This window comes from Chitinophaga sp. 22308 (genome assembly GCF_052045305.1).
GTDB classification, from domain to species: Bacteria; Bacteroidota; Bacteroidia; order Chitinophagales; family Chitinophagaceae; genus Chitinophaga; species Chitinophaga varians_A.
Window position 1 is genome coordinate 128,748 of sequence record NZ_JBQEOP010000001.1, and the last position, 20,127, is coordinate 148,874.

At 37.6% G+C, this 20,127-nt stretch carries 13 protein-coding genes; 5 read left to right on the forward strand and 8 right to left on the reverse strand.

Annotated features, from left to right (window positions below; translation table 11 throughout):
• Positions 1 to 49 precede the first annotated feature (49 nt).
• Complete coding sequence (locus ACTJJS_RS00525; protein ID WP_440661997.1) at positions 50 to 796, forward strand: hypothetical protein; 747 nt, start codon at positions 50 to 52, stop codon at positions 794 to 796.
• 102 nt (positions 797 to 898) lie between these two features.
• Here ACTJJS_RS00525 and ACTJJS_RS00530 read toward each other — a convergent pair whose 3' ends face one another.
• Positions 899 to 2,518, reverse strand: a complete 1,620-nt coding sequence (locus tag ACTJJS_RS00530; RefSeq protein ID WP_440661998.1) for a T9SS type A sorting domain-containing protein — start codon at positions 2,516 to 2,518, stop codon at positions 899 to 901.
• 556 nt (positions 2,519 to 3,074) lie between these two features.
• On the opposite strand from ACTJJS_RS00530, the gene ACTJJS_RS00535 reads away from it, so the two are divergent.
• Positions 3,075 to 4,202 (forward strand): terpene synthase family protein, encoded by a 1,128-nt coding sequence (locus ACTJJS_RS00535; protein ID WP_440661999.1) that lies wholly within the window; start codon positions 3,075 to 3,077, stop codon positions 4,200 to 4,202.
• Between the two features lie 25 nt (positions 4,203 to 4,227).
• On the opposite strand, the gene ACTJJS_RS00540 is transcribed toward ACTJJS_RS00535, so the two are convergent.
• A complete protein-coding gene (locus tag ACTJJS_RS00540; protein ID WP_440662000.1) occupies positions 4,228 to 5,997 on the reverse strand; it encodes an ATP-binding response regulator in 1,770 nt (589 codons plus the stop codon).
• Between the two features lie 375 nt (positions 5,998 to 6,372).
• Here ACTJJS_RS00540 and ACTJJS_RS00545 point away from each other — a divergent pair, with 375 nt between their 5' ends.
• Both ACTJJS_RS00545 and ACTJJS_RS00550 read left to right on the forward strand, forming a co-directional pair.
• Complete coding sequence (locus ACTJJS_RS00545) at positions 6,373 to 6,774, forward strand: hypothetical protein (protein ID WP_440662002.1); 402 nt, start codon at positions 6,373 to 6,375, stop codon at positions 6,772 to 6,774.
• 1,261 nt (positions 6,775 to 8,035) lie between these two features.
• Entirely contained in the window at positions 8,036 to 9,556 is a 1,521-nt protein-coding gene (locus ACTJJS_RS00550; protein WP_440662003.1) for a Fic family protein, read from the forward strand.
• 534 nt (positions 9,557 to 10,090) lie between these two features.
• On the opposite strand, the gene ACTJJS_RS00555 is transcribed toward ACTJJS_RS00550, so the two are convergent.
• The 6 genes from ACTJJS_RS00555 to ACTJJS_RS00580 form a co-directional block, all read right to left on the reverse strand.
• Positions 10,091 to 11,761, reverse strand: a complete 1,671-nt coding sequence (locus tag ACTJJS_RS00555) for a GmrSD restriction endonuclease domain-containing protein (RefSeq protein ID WP_440662004.1) — start codon at positions 11,759 to 11,761, stop codon at positions 10,091 to 10,093.
• Between the two features lie 148 nt (positions 11,762 to 11,909).
• A complete protein-coding gene (locus ACTJJS_RS00560) occupies positions 11,910 to 14,885 on the reverse strand; it encodes a type I restriction endonuclease subunit R (protein ID WP_440662005.1) in 2,976 nt (991 codons plus the stop codon).
• Positions 14,882 to 15,907 carry a hypothetical protein gene (locus ACTJJS_RS00565; RefSeq protein ID WP_440662006.1) on the reverse strand — a complete coding sequence of 342 codons (1,026 nt, stop codon included), beginning with the start codon at positions 15,905 to 15,907 and terminating at the stop codon, positions 14,882 to 14,884. The genes ACTJJS_RS00560 and ACTJJS_RS00565 overlap by 4 nt, the downstream gene beginning before the upstream one ends.
• 21 nt (positions 15,908 to 15,928) lie before the next feature.
• The gene (locus tag ACTJJS_RS00570; protein WP_440662007.1) at positions 15,929 to 17,245 is read right to left on the reverse strand and encodes a restriction endonuclease subunit S; all 1,317 of its coding nucleotides are present in this window, start codon (positions 17,243 to 17,245) and stop codon (positions 15,929 to 15,931) included.
• Positions 17,242 to 19,044: a type I restriction-modification system subunit M gene (locus ACTJJS_RS00575; protein ID WP_440662009.1), complete on the reverse strand. Its 1,803-nt coding sequence runs from the start codon at positions 19,042 to 19,044 to the stop codon at positions 17,242 to 17,244. The genes ACTJJS_RS00570 and ACTJJS_RS00575 overlap by 4 nt, the downstream gene beginning before the upstream one ends.
• Positions 19,045 to 19,122: 78 nt before the next feature.
• Positions 19,123 to 19,332: a helix-turn-helix domain-containing protein gene (locus tag ACTJJS_RS00580; RefSeq protein ID WP_440662010.1), complete on the reverse strand. Its 210-nt coding sequence runs from the start codon at positions 19,330 to 19,332 to the stop codon at positions 19,123 to 19,125.
• 429 nt (positions 19,333 to 19,761) lie between these two features.
• Here ACTJJS_RS00580 and ACTJJS_RS00585 point away from each other — a divergent pair, with 429 nt between their 5' ends.
• The gene (locus tag ACTJJS_RS00585) at positions 19,762 to 20,127 is read left to right on the forward strand and encodes a hypothetical protein (RefSeq protein WP_440662011.1); all 366 of its coding nucleotides are present in this window, start codon (positions 19,762 to 19,764) and stop codon (positions 20,125 to 20,127) included.

The following is a 20,127-nucleotide window of genomic DNA, read 5'->3' on the forward strand; positions in this document are numbered from 1 at the left end:
TGCCGTTTGTACTGTCATACATGCTGCGTGTAGCAGTCATTCGTCCGGTGTGGATACTACCGACGGAACAGTGTATACGCTTACCACAGATGAGATTATTTTAAGGTCTGGCCCGGGAGAACAGTTTGAGAAAATAGTAAATAAAAAAGCCACCGAAGTTTTGCATAAAATTCAATATGCGGAAGTGGATAAGAGTGTAAGGGTAGTGATTGATGAAGTAAGTGGGCAATGGTCAAAAATAAGAGTTGTTGATCCCGTCTGGCTGGAAAATTCCCACATTGGCTGGGTACAAACCCGATATCTTATTGAACCAGGCGCTGTGCCGAAGCCGGTAAGCACAAGAAGAAAGCTTATGCTATTTAACGATATCAGCCTCATGCGTTCCAGGCTTTCGGAAAGTGGTATTGGTTGGTTGCATGAATGGAAACGAGATGAAATAGGTTACATGAGCATAACTGATTATTACAGATTTGGGGAACCTTCTGTGCAGAATGGCATGAATAACAATCTTGCCTATTATTTGGAAAGTGAAAATGAAAATTATGTGGAGACGCTAAGTTTGGTACTTAATATAAATAATAGTGCAGAAGAAAGACAAGCAATCGAAAGGTTTGTCCAGGTAACAAAAAAGACGTTTAGAGCTATAGATGTCTATATTCCTGGCGGCCTTTTGGCGGCTATTAAGGGAAAGGAGGCGTTTGTTTATGAAGGTGAATCATTTAAAACAAAACTAGAACTGGAGAAAAGTAAAATTGAAACACTGAAACTAATAGTTTACGCTAAAGGACTTCGGTAGGACGAGTTATATGACTTTTTAACCTGGTTCTGGAAATGCAAAAGGGATAAATCATCTTCTGATGGTTTATCCCTTTTTTCGTAGAAAAAGTTATAACCCGGACTACTTTTGTATTATAATTTTCCCTGTCAGAATCTTCCCTGTCATAGTGTTGATTTTTATGAGATAGATGCCTGCCGGTATATGATCCGGCACTTTCACGATATTTGTCTTCATTATATGCTGATAAACCGGCACGCCGTTCATGTTGTTTAGGATAATCGTGCTGCCGGCCAGATCCCTGTTGTATTGAAATTTTATTTCTCCTGTGGTTGGATTGGGATGCAGTTTTAGTTCAGAAGGAAGTTCTGTTTTGCTGGTCATCGAAAACTGATTGCTGACAATGACTACGGCTTGGGTACGGCTGCTGCTAACACAACCATCGAGCAGTGATTCCACATAATAGTACAAAGTATCCAACGTGACCGGATGAACGGGAAAAGCACTGCCGTTAAAGAGCGGGGAACCACCTGTAGCCGTAGCGTACCAGGTGAATGTAGCTCCCTGCGGAGCGATGGCCACCAGTGTATCATTGGTATTCACTCTCATGCGTAATGTATCACGGGCAAGCGTAGGTGGTGTGCGGGGAGTGACTGTTACCTTTACCGGGATACGTTGGGGATATTCACAGGAACCTTTGGCCGTAACATAATACGTGGTGGTAGTGGCAGGACTTACCGTATAATCAGGGCCTGTATGTAGCCGTGTTCCTCCGGTAGGAGCACTATACCAGATAATGGAGTATAGCGCATTAGGGACCACCTGGACGGCATGGAGGGTAGCGCTGTCACCTTTGCAGATATGAACGCTGTCAATATCGACCCTGGGTAAAGAAGACGTACTTCCTGCAAAATATGCATGATGAACAGAATCAGATTTGCATCCGGTTATGTTATTGACGGCCTGTATATAAATATCTCCCTGTGAACCGGCGAAGTTTGTATAATAGGGCAGTTGCACAGAATCTCTGTTTATTACTGTGTAGGAGGTATCTAATATCAAATTGGAAAATGCGGTATAGACAACTCTTACATTATAGTTCATATTTGGCTGATGATTCAGTATTGGTATAAATGGCGCGCCACACACCATTCCTTCAGGCGGATAATAAATCGGGTTGTCTACACTGTTTTTCCGGTATGCATAGTAAAGCCGGAAATTGTTTAACAATCCAACAAGGCTGCTGCTTAATCTGATCTTAACCCTGTCAAATTGGTGCTGTGGCCGCAGTAGTACTTCTCCGCGGCTATTACACTGCAGGAGCTGTAATACGCTCGAATCCACAACATGAGAATCATTGTTGGAAGTACTGCCATTGTAAGTTTCCACCGTCACTCCTCCGAATAAATTGGCAGACAATACCGGATTTCCACTGCCGATGCCAATAATAAGAGAATCGCAACCTGCAGCGCTCGCAGTTGGGAAAATGAGTGTTTGCTCAACACTTACACCCAAGAGCCCCACATTGATAATAAAAGTGGAGTAGTCTTCAAGGTTGCTGTTATTGACGGGGTTATTCGGATTGTTTACTCCACAGAGCAAGCACAGGCCATTTACCTGATTGGTTTGACTATTGGCATATGTTTTCTGCCCGAGCGCGCTGGATGATATTGCCAGGATGTTAAGCAATACGATACTACAGAAGGTAAGTATTTTTTTGGGTGCAACGTAGAAATTATGCATGGGGATAGGTTAATTATTATAAAAAGGGGTTCGGCAATGATGATGGCTAAGCTATAGGTTTGGTGTTGTTGATTTCTTGTTTTTAAAATTATGTACGTTGGATCGACACCAGGCTGCAGTTTTCCCTTTTTTTAGGATCTTGATTAGATGTTGTTAGGAAAAGATTATGCTGAATGCTGTTACGTCCGTATCCAAGGGGAATCTCTAATTACGAGAAGACGAAAATTAGATCATGATGGTCACTGCCATTTATTTCGCAGTCAAATAACTTACATTAAGTCTGCTTACTGAAAGAGGATTAACAGAAATTCGATTTTTCCCACAGACAAAATTTGTCCATTTTAGCTATCTTGTATCAAATAATATTCATAGCGATATTAATGATGAGTAATTGAAATTACTGATTGGAACCTCAATTTGCCATCATAATGCCTCAATAATGCCACAAACAATCGAATGCAAAAAATATAGCTCCTAGCTTGGACCTGACTGTCCGTCCGACTACCAACTCATAGCATGGCATTCTATTTTTATACACATTAAAAAAATAACATCTATGAAAAGAAATGTATCTCTGACTGCCCTGAAATTGGGGCAGATTCAGGCGCAGTACCGTGAGCTTATTGCCAATGGTACAATGTTTTCTATCGCTGACCTTCTTAATTTCGACAGTTTTACGCTAAAAGACTACTGTCAAGCCTTAAACCCTCATCCCCAAAGTGAAACTATCATTAAGATAGCACAACAATTCTGTGAGGAACACGGCATCTGGATTGAGCAGGCGAAGCACTATATAACCTGTGAACTTTTCCTATATCCCGACGCCCAGTTCGACAGATTGGTTTCTATGGTTGAAAACAATGCTATAGACTATTATCTCAATGACATTGTTGGTCGCGATCTTTTCCGCCATCTAAATTCGGACAAACAAACCGAAGCGAGGGAATTGATGAAAAGAATGTCAAATGTTGATTTGGATCTTCTGCTACCGCATAATGTAACATCGGTTGAAAAGGCCAACATTGAAATTCTTAAATTCATGAAAGGTACCTCCCCTTTGCCATGGTTTGAAAAGTTCCTCCACCTTTATTGTTATCATATTGATGTTACTCATAGGGATGGCAACTCCGATGCACAAGGGTATGTACCATCCATTGATGAGTATATTGAATTGCGTTGCCATACTTCCGGTATGCACCATATTGTAATGCTCATTGAGTATGCATCCGGTAACTTCCTGGATGCGGACTGGTGCTCAGATTTAGGGATTGATAACTATCTGCAGAGGATTAACTTTTTAACTGCTGCTTTTGGATGTCTGTCAAATGATCTTTTCTCGTTCGAAAAGGAGGTTGTTGATAATTCAACGGATGCGAACCTCTTGATGATAGTTGCCTTGAATGACCCTATGTGTTCCTTGACGGATGTAATAGTTAAGTCAGCAAAAATTGTTCAGGAAATGATGATTGAATTATTGGATTTAATCGATAAAATTAAAAAACAGCTGCATGATTTAGCCGGGAGTGATGGATCAAAAAATGATGCCCTTACCTCCTACGTAAAAGGTATTGAAAAATGCATTCAAGCCAGCTGGCTGTGGCAGGTTTATACGAAACGATATAAACGCCCGGCTTCAATTTTCGTGGAAACCGGATTGCCTGGTGCAGTGGCACAAGCTGTATAGGAATTAAATGCCATTACACCAGTATCTATTTTAGTTGATCGTCACAGTGATGTTTTAAATGTTGTGTTAATACCTTTGCGAGGTCCTTAATCACAATTGGTTTTGACATGATTGCTGAAGCTCCGGCTGCAATTAATTTGGCCTGTTTTTCTGCGAAAGCATCTCCTGTGGCGATTACCACTGGAATGTCCTTAGTTCTGCTATCTTGTTTTAATTTGTTTAAAGTCTCTTCTCCATTTAATACAGGCATGGCGCTGTCCAGAATAATTAAGTCGGGTAATTTTTTCTCTATTGCATTTAACGCCTCTTGTCCATTTGAAGTAGTTTTTACTATACAGCCAAGATCTTCCAGGACTTTGGATAAGAGGAGACAATTCATATCCTCATCATCCGCAATTAAGATGTTGTGTGGAAAATCAAAAATATCCATGTCTTCCTCCTCCTCCTCTTTAATTTCCTCCTGTGTACCTGCCAAAAGAGGTAATATGACAGAGAATTTTGTATGCTCCGGCATTGGATTTGTCACTGCCACTTTTCCATTCAATGTTTCCGCAATATTTTTAACAAGCGAAAGCCCTAATCCAGTTCCTTCCGTTTGCCTGTTGCCTTTAAATGTTATGAATGGATCAAATATTTGGTCAATTTTTTCTTTGGGAATCATTTTCCCTTTATTGATGACCTCAATCTGGTATGTTTTTTCATTCGCAGCAATTTTCAAATATACAGTACTGTACTTATGGGAATATTTTATTGCGTTTCCCATTAGGTTATTGACTATCTCGCCTATTTTGAGTGGATCGCCAATGATTACTGCAGGCATTTTTTCATCAATAAATAATTTTACCTGAATTCCTTTTCCCCTGGCTAACAGTTTATAAGCGGTGATAAATTTTTCAAAGAATGAAGCGGTCTGGAAATGTGATAATACAACAGCATCTATTTGACCTGATTCGATTTTAGCCATACTAAGGACATTGTTCACAATGTTTTTTGTTTCATTAGATGAATTTCTGAGTATGCCTATTAAATTGCTGATGTTTTCCAGTTGCTTATTTGCAGCTGCTTCTTTTTTTATTAAATAAGACGCTAAGTTGATTTGATTAAGCTCATTTCTCAACTCATGAGCAATTTTATAGGTAAAAACTTTTATAAACTGATTAGCCCGTTCCAGTTCCGGGTTGTTGTCATGGCTTTGCACATATGGTCTGCTAATAACCAGAATTAGAACCAACAAGCCCACTAACGCCAAAGACTGAATAATGTAAGCAGTATCTAGTCCTAGTGGTTGCAGCACGACTGAATTTAAATAGTAGATTGTTTGTAAAATTACCAGGGTGAGAATTGCTGATATTAAACAAACTATTCTAAGGCTCTTTTCTTTAAATAACAGATAGAGAATTGAAATTAAAAATACTATTACGCATTGCAACTGTATCAGCCCTCCTAATATAATACCGAACGCTATCACAGCCAGACATTGAGAGAAATAGATTACCAGACTCGCGGTCAAATGTTTTTTATAGTGGTTTAATACGAGGACTGAGAGTGTAAACAGTATATCGACCCCGGCTGCAATTGCTATCACTACGTTCTTGGTAAATATAACGCCGATTGGGGCAATTGATAATATCATGAAGGCTATTGATGCACCAATAGCGTTAGTGAGCTTTATTCTCTTCACTTTATCCTGATCTTCGATACCTGTGGTGCCTATATTTCTAATTGTAGATACAAACCTGGTGGTTCTATTCTTAAAACGAATAAATTTTTTTTTGGTGTTAAGTCTAACATTCATGTTGTAGGAATTTACTAAGGGTCATAACTTCTGATTATTTTGAGAAAGTATCCACCACAGTGTCTGATGTAAAGTTTCCTAGTACTCAAATCTCTTGTGAGATATTGATTTATAATGCCATGTGTGCTGTAGGATTTGTTAATATATTGTTATATAATGGAAGATAACAATATTCTTTGTTACAATGATAAATTAAATGTTAACGGCTTCTCCGTTACGTTTATCGCTTGTGTTTTTCATTTCGTACTTCAAGATTAGATTTCTTATCTTAGTATATTCCGGGAGATGATCATATTCGTTTTATTATAACCTGGATAGCTCCTAAAATATCCCCCTACCCAATAAATACTACTAACCTGCAAAATTAACCAAAGAATGAGTGACGCCCTCTATCAGCCCAGATTTGAATTCGATACAAGGCTCGATTCCTCACTTTACCTGACATATGAACAGAACGAGTGTTATGCACTGGTTGTGTTCGAGAATTATGTTGACTCTATACAGCTGAAATTAGCAGAACTGGAAGATGCCGTTTCGGACAAAGATGTCTCTAAAATTGATCTGTTAGCTCACGCCCACATTTCTACCTATAATTATGTTGGGCTGTCTCATATTGCCGAGATTATGCGAGAGATAAGACACCGTGTAAATACGTATGACTGGGACCATGTTAAACATCTCACAGAGCAGGCGAGAATCCAGACGGAAGGTGCTTCTCCCATTATCAGTCAGGAGCTGGAAAGGCTGCAGCTTTTTATTAAAAATAATCAGCTATGATGCTGACCCAATGAGATAATTTTATGTAAGGTCTTTGACCAAAGCATACACTTTCTTATGAGTAGCTATGAGATGAGATGAAGAAGAAGAGCAGTGAATGACATATTATGCTAATTGCCACGCCAGTCAAGTAATACAGCTAAAATGCAAAAGGGACAAACCACCTTCTGATGATTTGTCCCTTTTTGCGGGGTGGAGGGGACAAGTTTCGAACCTGTTTTTAGATGATTTATCTAAAATTCAAACCTTTATTGGTTAAATAAAATAATTCCCCTCTAGGGTGTAGCCTGCACTTATGGCAGCCAGCGTTTTAAGAGCATTTTTTTCCAGTGTGACTTTGGACACAAATGGCATTAGGTCCCTTCTTATAACGATGACCTTGCGTTAAGATATTATCGGCTACCAGCAGTTGCGACGCTACGGTGCACAGACAGACTGACCACAAATTTCTACCGGAAGCCTTGCGAAGAAGCGGAACTTGCGGTCGCAACGCGCAACCATGGGCATTGGCTCCTGAATAAAATCAGGCCGCCGGCAGGAAAGGCTATCTTCCAGCCCACCGCGGCCAGCCCGGGAGGGGGCCTTGGCTTAGTTAAAAGTCATCAAAAAATATATGGCGGATAGCACAAGGCCGCTCAAGCGTGCTCGACCTTGTGGGCTCTGTTTTCACGTCGGTATCGTTTTTTGTATCAATTTTTGTGAATATGGGTAAGTCACCGACTAATTCTGATCCTTAAAAGAGGCCTTGTTGCCTATTTTTCCTGTCAGTTTTCAGGTTTTCACCTTGATGTGGGTTCCAAAAACGGGCTATCATTATAAGTTTTTCCTGAAATGGGACTCATATTATTCGATATTCCTGCCGGTTATCTGTTTTTTCTCCAGATGCAGGCCTTTTATACAAGGTTTGGGTATCAGTTTTTCCAATAAGTGGGCGCAACTTATCTGTATTTTGTTTCGACTATCAGTTTTTCCTATGAAAATGGCCTTTTTATTCGGGGTATCACTATCCGTTTCTCTTCAGAAAAGGATATATCCTATCAGATTTTCCCGCCAATTATTCGTTTTTTCTCAAAAAATGTGCTTTCTATGCAGGGTTGACTCAATAATCACAGCATCGATTATCTATTTCTCTCCAATACTTGTCTTTTTTATCAATTTTTCCAATACTTTATCTATCTTACATGAAATAGGTCATTTATTATCTGTTTTTCCCAAGATCACTTATGAGTCGGGAAGACTACTAATATAAAATTATTAACATATGGAGCCTAGAGCAGTCGGCGGTCAGTGGCTGAAGGATCGTTTCAATTTGGTGAATTATACCATGACACATGCCTCTTATATTTCAGGAGGTACCGATGTACGTGTGACATCCAAAGGAAACATTGAGCGTGATTTCGTGGCAAAGTATGATGTCAGAGATCCGACAAATCCGCTAGAGCACATGGAATTCTATCTGAAGTATGATGATTTCAATTTAGATTTTATCCAGGCAGTATTAAAGCGGATTCCGGAGGAAGAAATACTGGAATTTATTGAGATTTCTCCGGCCGGAAAACTACCCCGTAAAATCGGATACTTGTATGAATGGCTTACTGGGCGTACGCTTGCTGTGACCAAACAAATCGGGGGTAATTATATAGACCTCCTCGATACAGAGAAGTATGTGACAGGCGACATCAAAAAAAATGCCCGTTGGAGGATCAATGACAATCTGCTTGGCGGCTCAATGTATTGCCCTGTTGTGCGGAAGACACCCGAATTAAAAGAGTTACTTAAAGAGGACTTATCCTTAAAAATAGCAGAACTAAAGAAGAGTTTCCCCGATGATATATTTACTAGGGCCATAAACTATTTATATACTAAGGAAACCAGGTCTTCCTATGAAATAGAAAAGGAGAAGCCCTCTGCCGACCGCACGCAGAAATTTGTGACTTTGCTGAAGCAGGCTGGTGCAGAGAGTGATATAGATATGCTATCCGAGGAGAGATTAGTACAATTACAAAATGCTATTGTCGATTCACGGTTCGGGGTAAAATCCTTCCGGGATTTCCAAAATTATGTCGGCGAGTCTATTTCTTTGGGAGAAGAGTACATTCACTATATCTGTCCACCGCCTTCAATGGTGACTGGCGTAATGGAAGGCCTAAAAAAAGTCGCATTAAAAACTCAAAGCGTTCCGGCGGAGGTACGTTGTGGTATTTTATCATTTGGCTTCGTCTTTATCCATCCTTTTGATGATGGCAATGGGCGGATACACCGTTTTTTGATCCATGACTTACTAACCCATGGAAAAATTGTACCTGCCGGTATCATCATACCAGTATCGGCACACATGCTCAATCATAAGAAAGAATATGATACTACGCTAGAAAAATACTCCACGCGCTTAATGAACAGGATTAAATATTCAAGAGATGGGCATGGAGAACTGACGATAACAAACGAAGCAGATATTGAAGGCTATTTCAGGTACCCTGATTTGACAGATCAATGCTTATATCTTGTAAGGGCGATTCATGAGACGATAGAGGAAGAAATGCCTGAAGAATTGTCTTTTATTCTACGATTTGATGAGGCCAAGAAAGCGATACAAGACATTGTTGATATGCCTGACAAGATGATTACACAAATGCTCAAATATCTCCACCAGAATAAAGGGGTGCTGGCAAAAAAAAGGCGGGCTGAATTTTCAAAGCTGACTGATGAAGAAATTGAGTTCATGCAGGAAGCCTATAAAATAATATATTTCCCGGATGAAACTGACAACAGTCCAGAATAAACAATCGGGACAGACAAACAATCATTTATGCTTAATAGAATGAGTAAACTCACTTGATTAATCGGAGATTGTTGGATGGTCAATGAGCACAAGTATGACAGCCAGAGAGACTGTGGTCACAGCCTGGAATATGGCTATCAGAAATAGATCAGTGGCTCCAAATATGGTTTCTCACTCAGACAGAGGTGTGTAGTATGCCAGTCATGAATTCAGAGATCTGCTAAAAGGTAAACCTGTACAACAGAGTATGATTAGAAAGGGTAATTACTGGGATAATGCCGTAATGGAGAATTTCTTCAAGATCCTTAAATCAGAAATAGGGTACCATAGTGGTAATGGATCGTAATATGGAATAGTTTAGCGTTCTTATCATATTTTCAGTTTCAATCAATTACCAAATTTTATAGCTAATCGTAATCAAAAGTTGCTTTACTCATAAGAAAACTGTGTTAAAGGTCTATATTTTTTTAACCTTTTGACACAGTTTAATTTACAGCCTCATAAATACCTAATCGGGACTATCTCAATTTATACTTAATCGTGATTTTCTAAGATTATATCTTCTTCCTCTTCTATTGGAATTTCTTGTTGCTGATTACCAGTAGCCTGATCAATTATTTTATTACATAATTCTTTACTGACCATTTCTGCTCTTTTGGTGAAAAATGTCTCATAGTCATCGTTGATAATACCAAATTCAATAATATCGCCGATTAGATGAGTCATTAAACTTTCCTTAATCCTTAAATTATCAATAGCGAAACTTCCGATATACTCAGATGGGGCTTTTGCTTTTATCTGGCGCTTGTTGAGATAATCATCTACAATTGTAATATTCAGGATATGATTAACCATTTCGTCATTAGTTTGAGGGCTATTTTTCTTCATCCACGCTTTGGGAAAGAAATGATGATAATTCTTGCTGTTTGAAACTTTGAGCCAATTGTTATCAATTTGCACATCTAAGTGATTGTTAAACGACTTAGGCTTGTGCATAGTGTAAAGGCAAAGTATTGCTTTAATGTAACTCCTACCAGTACTAAAAGATCCTGCCTTTTTTATGCCTTCTGGAGTTATATCAATACTCCACTCATAGGCAGGTGTTTGATCAGAAAGGATCGTGTCTATTTTTTCTATATCTTGGGACAGCTTTCCTTCAACAGAGCTGGAATAACGGAAGCCTAATGAACAACGCCAGAAAAAATCTTCCAGCCTTTGAATCATATACCCAGCTGGATTATCGGGGTGAAGAAAGAAGAAATAGCTAAATGGAACGATCAGTGCATTATAAGGAAGAAGACGAGAAACTGGCACACCATAGCTTCGGAAAAAATCAACCGAAGACTTAATGCAGAATACGGCTCGTGGCCACATATCTATAAATTCTTTCTTTCCTAAACGCAATATTTGTTTACGGGTTGCATCTTTTTTAAGCAAAATAGCTACCACCTGTAATATTGTCGCCGAAGAGATTGTATCATAACCTACCAGACGTAATTCATTCATAAGTTCTTCATATTTCTCGGATAGGTCAAACGAACGAGTTGCATCATAGGTTTTGGCAACCATAATCTCAAAGAGTGTCAGCTCTTTTCCACCAACATTTAGTCGGGTAAACACTTCTGTAGCGACGTCTATTGTTGCATTCTTAAGATTGACCCCTCGAAAACTATAACCCTCAAATATTTTCTTGTATTCGTTAAGTTTTATTTGCTTATCCACAGGAAAAGATGCAAGATAAGTGAAGTCTCCTTCCATAAGCTTGGATAAGCGGATATAAGTGCCTTCATCCCTTCCTGTAATATCAGTTGTAACAATATCAGCTTCTTCTGAAGCTTGCAGATCAATATAAATATTTGAATAGTTTTCTAATTTATTATCACGTTGAATTAGTACTCCTTTAACTGCAGCATAAAATGAAGTTATGCGCTGTTGACCATCCAAAACATAATTGACAAATTCGCCTGCGGTTTGTGGAGGTAAGGATAAGTTGCCAAGATCGCGAACGGAACGTAATTCTTCATCAGTACGCCAGTAAATAAATGTACCAATAGGATATCCTTTTACAATGCTATCCAATAGCTTTGCTGATGCTTTTACATCCCAAACAAATTTACGCTGGAATTGAGGGATTTTAACTTGGCCAATAGTAATTTCGGTAACGAGTTGAGCGAAATTTTTATCTCCATTGTCGAGGGTTGCCATATTTGAACATGAGGTTGTTTAAGTAAGCAATTTCGATTAAAAAAGAACATTTTAGGCGTAATTTTCTATCGAATCTTATTCCATTTATTGATCTATTTCTATGTAATTAGTATAAAATCGCAAAATTCTCGATTCAAAATATTAGTTTTTATAACTCATTCAGTTTTTTATAAATTTTTTTCATCATTAACTCTTTCACTAAATCCCCAAATACTTTGTCTTCAAGTATTTTTTCAAAAATTTCTTGATTCTGATCCATGCGCCCAATCAATTTATCTATGAATTTGTCATTAAAAGCAAATTTGAAAGTATCCAATTTATTTACTTTAGCTTGAGTTTGTAGGGTCGTATCTTCCATTAACTCTGCCTCAATCTGGTCAAAGAAAAGTTTGTCAGCTTCTTCAAATTCTGTCCCAAAACGATCGTTAAGAATGGAAATGATTTCGGAAAGCAAAGCCTCTTCTTCTTTGAGCCTTTTTAATCCCGCTTCAGCAGTACCGCTAAGTTTGCCCGTTTCTCCTTTTACTAATTCAATAGCTCCCTCCTTGATCTTTTGTAAACGATAGTATTCAAGTGCAATTTCATTATCGAACTTTAATGATTCCGAAAGGTCCCTCTTTGGAAGCCTTGTCTGAAGTAATCGGGAATAGGCATAGAATTTCTCAAACTCAGTGTCAATAAATGGCATGATCTGAGAGAGAAATGCGTATAAGTTTGTCCAGGAACGTAGTCCCTTTTTAAATTCTTCTTGTTTATCTTCTGTTAACGCCCTATAACGATCGACTGCTGAATCTGTATATGCATAAAGACGTTTTTGATCTTTGAAATTAGTTACCGGATTAAAGTATACCTGCGCAAAGTCTTCGATATCTGATTCCCAATATACCTGAAACTGATCTAACCTAGTTTTAAGATCATACAGATGATTTACTTCAGTTTCATCCTCCACGGTCGTTACTTCATAATAAGGTTGAAAAGAATCTAAAATGGTTTGGCGGTCATTAACGAAATCTAAGACAAAAGTATCTTCTTTGCCGGGATAGATACGATTCAACCTGGAAAGGGTTTGCACAGCTTTTACTCCTGATAGTTTTTTATCTATATACATTGTCTGTAATAGTGGCTGATCAAAACCAGTTTGATATTTATCGGCAACTATTAGAATTTTATAGTCGTCTTTACCAAATACTTCCGGCAATTCCTTCTCTCCGTACCCCGTTAATTGTGGTTCAGAAACTCCATCTGGGGCATCATCGTCTATTACTTTGCCTGAAAAAGCGACTAAAATCTTTAATTCTTTATCATACCCTTTATCTTTGATATAGTGCTCGAATTCTTTAAAATAGCGTTTAGCATGTAGGCGTGAGCCGCAGGCAAGCATTGCTTTAGCTTTACCACCAATTTTTTTAGAAACGATATCTCGAAAATGCTCTATAATAATTTCTGTTTTCTGCGAAAGGTTATACGGATGGAGTGATACGTATTTACCTATGGCTTTGGCTGCTTTCTTTTTGTTGATTTGTGGATCTTCTTCAATTTCCTTTGTTAGCTTAAAATATAGTTCATAAGTTGTGTAATTCTGTAACACATCAAGAATGAATCCTTCTTCAATAGCTTGGCGCATTGAATAAAGGTGAAAAGGTTTAGGATTTTCGTCAACATCCTTATCTCCGAAAATCTTTAACGTTTTGTATTTTGGAGTAGCAGTAAATGCGAAAAATGAAATATTGGGTTGCTGCCCCCTTGAAGTTGCTGAGCGTTCTACTTGTTCTCTGATGAAGTCATCCCCCGTATAGTCGTCTATGTTTTCTTCTTCCTCAGCTTTTTCTAAGGATTTAGCTGCGAGTATTTCTTTCATTTTTTTAGTAGCCTCACCACCTTGAGAACTATGAGCTTCATCAATGATGACAGCATATTTTCTTTCAGGTAATTCTCCCACTTTATCCACAACAAATGGGAATTTTTGCAATGTGGTAATAATAATGGTAGTACCATACCCCAATGCGGTAGCTAGTTGCGAGCTGTCTTTATCAATTTTTCGAACTACCCCTGCTTTATGCTCAAATTGATAAATTGTATTCTGTAGTTGTTGATCCAATACATTTCTATCTGTTACCACTATTACGGAGTCAAATATTCGTTCATCGGCTTGATTGTGTAAACTTGATAAGCGGTAAGCGAGCCACGCAATGGAGTTACTTTTTCCAGAACCAGCAGAATGTTGGATTAAATAGTTCTTACCAATTCCATTTTTAACGACATCGATACTTATTTTACGTATAGCGTCTAATTGGTGATATCTGGGAAAAATTAGTTTTTCTTTTCTGAAGATTCTTCCATCAACTTCAACTTCTTCTATTTGTAAATGGATGAAGCGTTGAAGGATTTCCATCCAGCTATCTTTCTGTAAAATGATTTCCCATAGATAGGCTGTACGGTATCCGCTTGGATTGATAGGATTGCCTTTTCCACCATTATATCCTTTATTAAACGGTAGCCAAAAGGTTTTGTTACCATCCAATTTAGTAGTCATGAATATTTCATCCTGATCAACTGCAAAATGTACCAAGCTTCTTTTCTTAAATGTAAATAGCAAGTCCCGATTATCTCGGGTTGTATTGTACTGTTTTATTGCATTACTTACATCCTGTCCCGTAAACTGATTTTTTACCTCTAATGTAGCAACAGGAAGTCCATTTAACGATATGACAACATCGACAGAGTTCTTCACTTTGTCACTATAGTAGACCTGGCGATATACTTTAAGACTGTTCTTATTATAAAGGATTACAGCATCAGGATTCAATCCAGAGGCTGGTTGGAAGAAAGCCATTTGAAAACGAACACCATAGTCAACGAAGCCATTACGTATAACATCTAAGTTGCCTCTTAGATCCAATTCTTTGTAAAGCCTTTGAATTACCCGATTCTCAGTATCAGCTCCATGAATAGTAAAAATCTTTTCCCAGCGCTTAGGTTGTGATGCTTTCAAAAAGTCAATTACTTCTTGCTTAAACATACCTAATTCAGTATTATAACTGCTGGCGTCACCTAGTGTATAGCCCCCATTAGTAAGTGACTGCACTAAAGCTTCTTCAAATTTATTTTCAGTTGTAATACTCATGATATGTCATCATTTGTAGATGAATTTTGTAGGTTTTTCTCTTGCTGTACTAAAAATTGTCTGTATGCTACCTCCTTAAGAATTAATCTTAAAGTATGTTTTGATTTATCTGACAGATTACCTTTTAAATATCCCGTTTCATCATAACATTCTCGCACGAATTGAAAATTGTCAAGGTAGAGCTCTTCCGCAATATTAGTAAGGGTATTTGGTAAATCAGATTCTATAATTTCAAAGGTGTCGGGATCAAAGTATCTGACAAGAGGCTTATTTATCTCCTTATACTCTCTACCTTGAAAACATGGCTTTCCTTTACTCGATTGCCAGTAAATACCGAAAAACTCAGATCTGTTTGATTTGTACACCTTAGCAATTTGCAAACTACCATCAATAGCTCGGTTAACACCTTGGGTTACCATATCTCTGAGTATCATCAATGGTTCCATATCTATGGGGTCATCCTGTTTGTCTCTGTCATATAGAAGATCTTTGTATCGCTTTTTAGCTTCTTCTTCCATTTCACTGGGATCACCTAAAAACGCATAGAATCTTTTTTTGGAGCCGTTATTGGTTAGTTCGTCAAAAATGAATCCTTCAATATCTCGTGAATAGAATAGCTTCCAAACCCTAAACGCTCCCGTCGGCCCTTTTTGCCAATCCCAACCTCCGAATAAAAACTGCACCCCACTTCTTAATACATGAATGTCCTCTCCATGAATCTCCGAAATAATTTTTGTTGTTAGATCGGTAAACAAGTTGGATAAATAATCTAATACATCTTCAAGACTGGCATCTGGAGATTGTAGATTTTTATCCAAATGGATTGAAGAAACAAGGTTTAGTACTAGTGGATAAGCTCTTCCTGTACTTCCTGCAAAGCATAATAAGCAATCCCTTTTGGGGAGTTTAAATAATTTGATTCCGTGTTTCCATTTTTCTCCGCCGGTTAAGCAACTATCCGTAGCAAAGATTAATTCTTCTGTATCATTGGCTTGCCGTATATAAGCAGTACAAAGGGTCATTGTGGATGTTTTATAATGGAGCTATTGCAAATTTGAATTATTAACTTGTATTCTTCCAGTTACGACTTCGGTAATTAATGTTGTACGATACTCGGTTAAGAGGTCTATCAGTTTCTGAGTTTTGGCTATTTTTTTATCAATTTCTCTGCATTCGGACTCTATTTGATGAACAATAGATTGTTGTTCTTTGATTTCGAATTTTAAAAAGGGGGTGTTATAAAATGCCCCATGATTCAAGTCAGGGATTGTTGTAGTTCCTGCTACTAATAACAGATATTCTTTTATGCGGCTGCTTTTTAGAAAATAATATAAGAACATCCGATCTACTTGAGTACGGTCATAATCAACTAGAAAAAAATTATTATGGAAAACACCTTCAACATTGATAATTGGTTCGCCTGTAGCACCGGTTCTGGCCATTAAGATGTCATCTTTTGTACAAACCACATTGGAAGATGGGTCCTTGATATATTCTTTGGTGGTTTCAGTGTTATTAATAGACCTGATTGTTATATATTCTAGAGAGTTATCTACTTTGACTAAAAGTCTATCCTCAATCGGGATCTGAAGTCCCTGTCTTACGCTACAAATATTTTTCATCCTGCTTAATTCCCAATGTTCTGGGATTTTCCCTAACCATTCAATACCACTATCTTTCGTGCGTACATTGGGATCAATTCCCTTTGTTACAGCTTGGTTGATAATGGCTGTTTTTTCATCTTCAAATAATTCGAGTAGCCGTTTCTTGTGATCAATTAGAGTTTCAATTTCAGCCGTCTTGTAAACTAAATAATTAACGATGCTGGCTTGCTCAGAAAGATTTGGAAAAGGTAATGAAAACTCAATGAAAACATTTTGATAGAGATGCTGAATTGTTGATCCATATGAGGTATACTTATTAAATCTTGTGAATATTTCTGATTTTAAAACCCAAAAGAGATAACCTGTAGTCAAATCGTCTTTTTTTGCGCGCACTACAAAAATTCCGCTATTAAGGCAAGCTGGTTTATCAAGGTCTTTTACAACAGCAAGTTTCCCAATTGTTCCGTCTTTAGTAATTAACAGATCGTCATTTTCTAATTGGATATATGGGTCCTCAATATATCTTTCTTTATCAATATGATAGCATTCAGCCCAATTTACTTTATCATTTTTGAAATCGGAACCAGTTACTAAATATGCATATCCTTCAGTCAGAAACTCATCAGACTTCAGGCCTTTCCACCCTACACGGGCTTTTACCGTGAAGCGATATTTAATTTTCTTAGCATTCCAATGTTCTGGAATTTCCCCAATCCACTCAATCTCAGAATCTTTATAGCTATCATATTTTCTCATGATTCAAGTATGTTTTTTTCGATCTCCAATGTCTTGTTCTCTAATGCTAAAATGTTAGCTTTAATCTCAGCCAATGATCGCAAAGGTTTGAACTCATAGAAATACTTAGCAAAATTTATTTCATATCCTACCTTAGTTTTACTGTGATCAATCCAGGCTTCTGGAAGATGTGGAAGAACTTCTATTTTGAAGTAATCTTCTATAGTTTGAGATATTAGATTTCCATTTTTATCTTTTTTCAGGAATGGTATATTTTCATAGTCTCGAAGGGAAGAGTCGGGTTTAGGTTGCTTGTTTTTATCTTTGACAATCTTGCCATTCTCTTTTAATGGCTGTTCAACGGTTATACGCCAATATGCAAAAAAATCATTGGTGTAAATTTTGCAGAACTCATTTTCTTTGAAATCGCCATATAATTGGGTTATGAAACCTATTCCTTTAGTGTTACCATTTTCGGCGATTTTTTTCCGCTTATTTCCAAGGCTTCTATCCATTTTTTCCCAAAAACGATTTGTACTCAGTTTTCCTTCTTTTATTAGTTCATCGTCCTTTGTTCCAGTAGCATTGATCAATTGCACTTTTCCCTTTCGTTCCTTGCTCTTATGATTAGTTACTATCCAAATATAAGTACTGATACCAGTATTATAAAATAACTGATCAGGAAGTGCAATAACTGCTTCTAACCAATCATTTTCAATAATCCACCTACGGATATTGCTCTCGCCACTGTCTGCAGTACCAGAGAATAATGGAGAACCATTAAAAACAATGCCAATACGTGAGCCACTACCTTTCATCTTGGATATCATGTGCTGAAGAAATAGCAATGACCCATCATTAATTCTTGGTACTCCGGCACCAAAACGTCCGCTCATTCCTTTTCCGTCCGCTTCTCCCTTTATGATTTTCTCTGCTTTTTTCCAATCTACTCCAAACGGAGGATTGGAAAGCATGTAATCGAATTTTTCATCTGGTAAGCCATCAATTGTAAAAGTGTTTCCAAACTTGATATTACTAGGATTCTGCCCCTTGATAAGCATATCAGATTTGCAGATAGCATATGATTCAGGATTGATCTCCTGACCAAATACTTTCAATTCTGCTTTAGGGTTTAGTTCTTTTACATACTGTTCTCCAATAGATAACATGCCACCAGTTCCACATGCGGGATCGTATAATGTTTTTACTATGCCTTCTTGGGTAAGAATATTCTTATCTTCAATGAAGAGGACATTTACCATCAAACGAATTACTTCGCGGGGTGTAAAGTGCTCTCCGGCTGTTTCGTTGGATTGTTCTGAAAATTTGCGAATCAATTCCTCAAAAGCATACCCCATTTCCATGGAATCCATATCTAATAGGTCAATTTGCTGGAATGATTTCACCACCTGGAAAAGAATATCCGCTTTGGGATCATCCATTCGATCGATTTGATCATCAAAATTGAAATATTCAATTATTTCCCTTGCACTCGAAGAGAAACCATTGATATAGTTTCGCAAATTGACAGCTATATTGTCAGAGTCAGCAATCAACTTTTTAAAATTGAACTGACTTCTATTATGGAAATTATATCCTGCAATTTTATTGAGTGCAATATCCTTGGCACTTTCTTTTAAAGACTCAACTTTAGGAAGGTATTTTAATACTTTATCTTTGGTGGGTTCCAGTACACAATCCAATCGTCTGAGTACGGTCATCGGCAAAATTACTTTGCCATAATCTGATTGCTTGTAGTCACCTCTGAGTAGATCGGCTACCCGCCAAATAAGGTCTGCTTTTTCTTTAAAGTTCTTCATTTTGTATTTTTATCCTACCATCAATTTGGAGTTCGGGAATATTGTATTTTAATTGTTTTATATGGGTTATATTATAAATTAGTTTCTCAAATGGCTACAAATAAATTCCAGCATATCGCATGGTTCTACATCAATAGCCAACGCTATTAAATATAATTCTTCAACTCTCAGTTTTGCTGATTCTTTGAGTGTTAATTCACTTAGCCTCGCCTTGCTAATACCAGTTTTACGCGCCACCTCTGACTTATTAACTGATTTCTGAATTAGATATTCACCAAGCTTTGTCATTGATTGTTATGATTTTCTATACATTTTTATAGAGGAAATATAAATAAGTTTAGAAAAAATGACTTCTTGTTTGTAATTATGATGGATTTTCATTATAATTGTATTGATTTTCTATACTTTTTTAATGAAATTCTTACCATTTAATTTTAAATAAGAATGTGTTTAAATACTTCATAACTATATAATATATTGCAAACACTTAAATATTAAGCGTGTTTGCTTTAATTCTCGGTCTCCGAAACTACGACCTTCAAAGAACCCGGGAAATAAGGTAAATCGCTCGCGTCATAGACGTGGGCGTTCTTATTCGGTTCAGGGTGTCGTAGCCCTCGGAGACGGTAAGGACTAACCCACGTCTCTTTTTGTTGCACTCCTCTGTTTAGTCCTTACAAGCAGTTTTCTTATTTCTCCAACACTTAACACACTGCTATGAATTGTAAGACTAACGACAACCTTTTCCCCATAGAGAAAAATATAGTAATCATTCCAGGTAATCTCAGAGCATTTGAGGACTTTGTGGATATCTATCAGGAACGAGTATTTGTCGCTATTGCTCGCTTGTCTGAGCTAAGGGCTACTTGTCAAATTGAGAAAATTACGGTCGATGTTTTTGTTGAGCTGCGGCAACAAAAGGCTCGGTCCTTCCAAGAAAGGAGTATAGGTATTCTTATTTACAAAACCAGTCTCCGTCACACACTCTTATACCTCAGACAACATGGGTTTGATGAACGCATCCAATTATTAAAGGATATTCTTCCTTGCAAAGAACCATTTTCAGTATTAGAAAAACTGTAA

Bases quoted from the DNA above. Each gene is read 5' to 3' on its own strand.
- ACTJJS_RS00530 (WP_440661998.1), bottom strand. From the start codon at position 2,518: ATGCATAATTTCTACGTTGCACCCAAAAAAATACTTACCTTCTGTAGT.
- ACTJJS_RS00535 (WP_440661999.1), top strand. From the start codon at position 3,075: ATGAAAAGAAATGTATCTCTGACTGCCCTGAAATTGGGGCAGATTCAG.
- ACTJJS_RS00540 (WP_440662000.1), bottom strand. From the start codon at position 5,997: ATGAATGTTAGACTTAACACCAAAAAAAAATTTATTCGTTTTAAGAAT.
- ACTJJS_RS00545 (WP_440662002.1), top strand. From the start codon at position 6,373: ATGAGTGACGCCCTCTATCAGCCCAGATTTGAATTCGATACAAGGCTC.
- ACTJJS_RS00550 (WP_440662003.1), top strand. From the start codon at position 8,036: ATGGAGCCTAGAGCAGTCGGCGGTCAGTGGCTGAAGGATCGTTTCAAT.
- ACTJJS_RS00555 (WP_440662004.1), bottom strand. From the start codon at position 11,761: ATGGCAACCCTCGACAATGGAGATAAAAATTTCGCTCAACTCGTTACC.
- ACTJJS_RS00560 (WP_440662005.1), bottom strand. From the start codon at position 14,885: ATGAGTATTACAACTGAAAATAAATTTGAAGAAGCTTTAGTGCAGTCA.
- ACTJJS_RS00565 (WP_440662006.1), bottom strand. From the start codon at position 15,907: ATGACCCTTTGTACTGCTTATATACGGCAAGCCAATGATACAGAAGAA.
- ACTJJS_RS00570 (WP_440662007.1), bottom strand. From the start codon at position 17,245: ATGAGAAAATATGATAGCTATAAAGATTCTGAGATTGAGTGGATTGGG.
- ACTJJS_RS00575 (WP_440662009.1), bottom strand. From the start codon at position 19,044: ATGAAGAACTTTAAAGAAAAAGCAGACCTTATTTGGCGGGTAGCCGAT.
- ACTJJS_RS00580 (WP_440662010.1), bottom strand. From the start codon at position 19,332: ATGACAAAGCTTGGTGAATATCTAATTCAGAAATCAGTTAATAAGTCA.
- ACTJJS_RS00585 (WP_440662011.1), top strand. From the start codon at position 19,762: ATGAATTGTAAGACTAACGACAACCTTTTCCCCATAGAGAAAAATATA.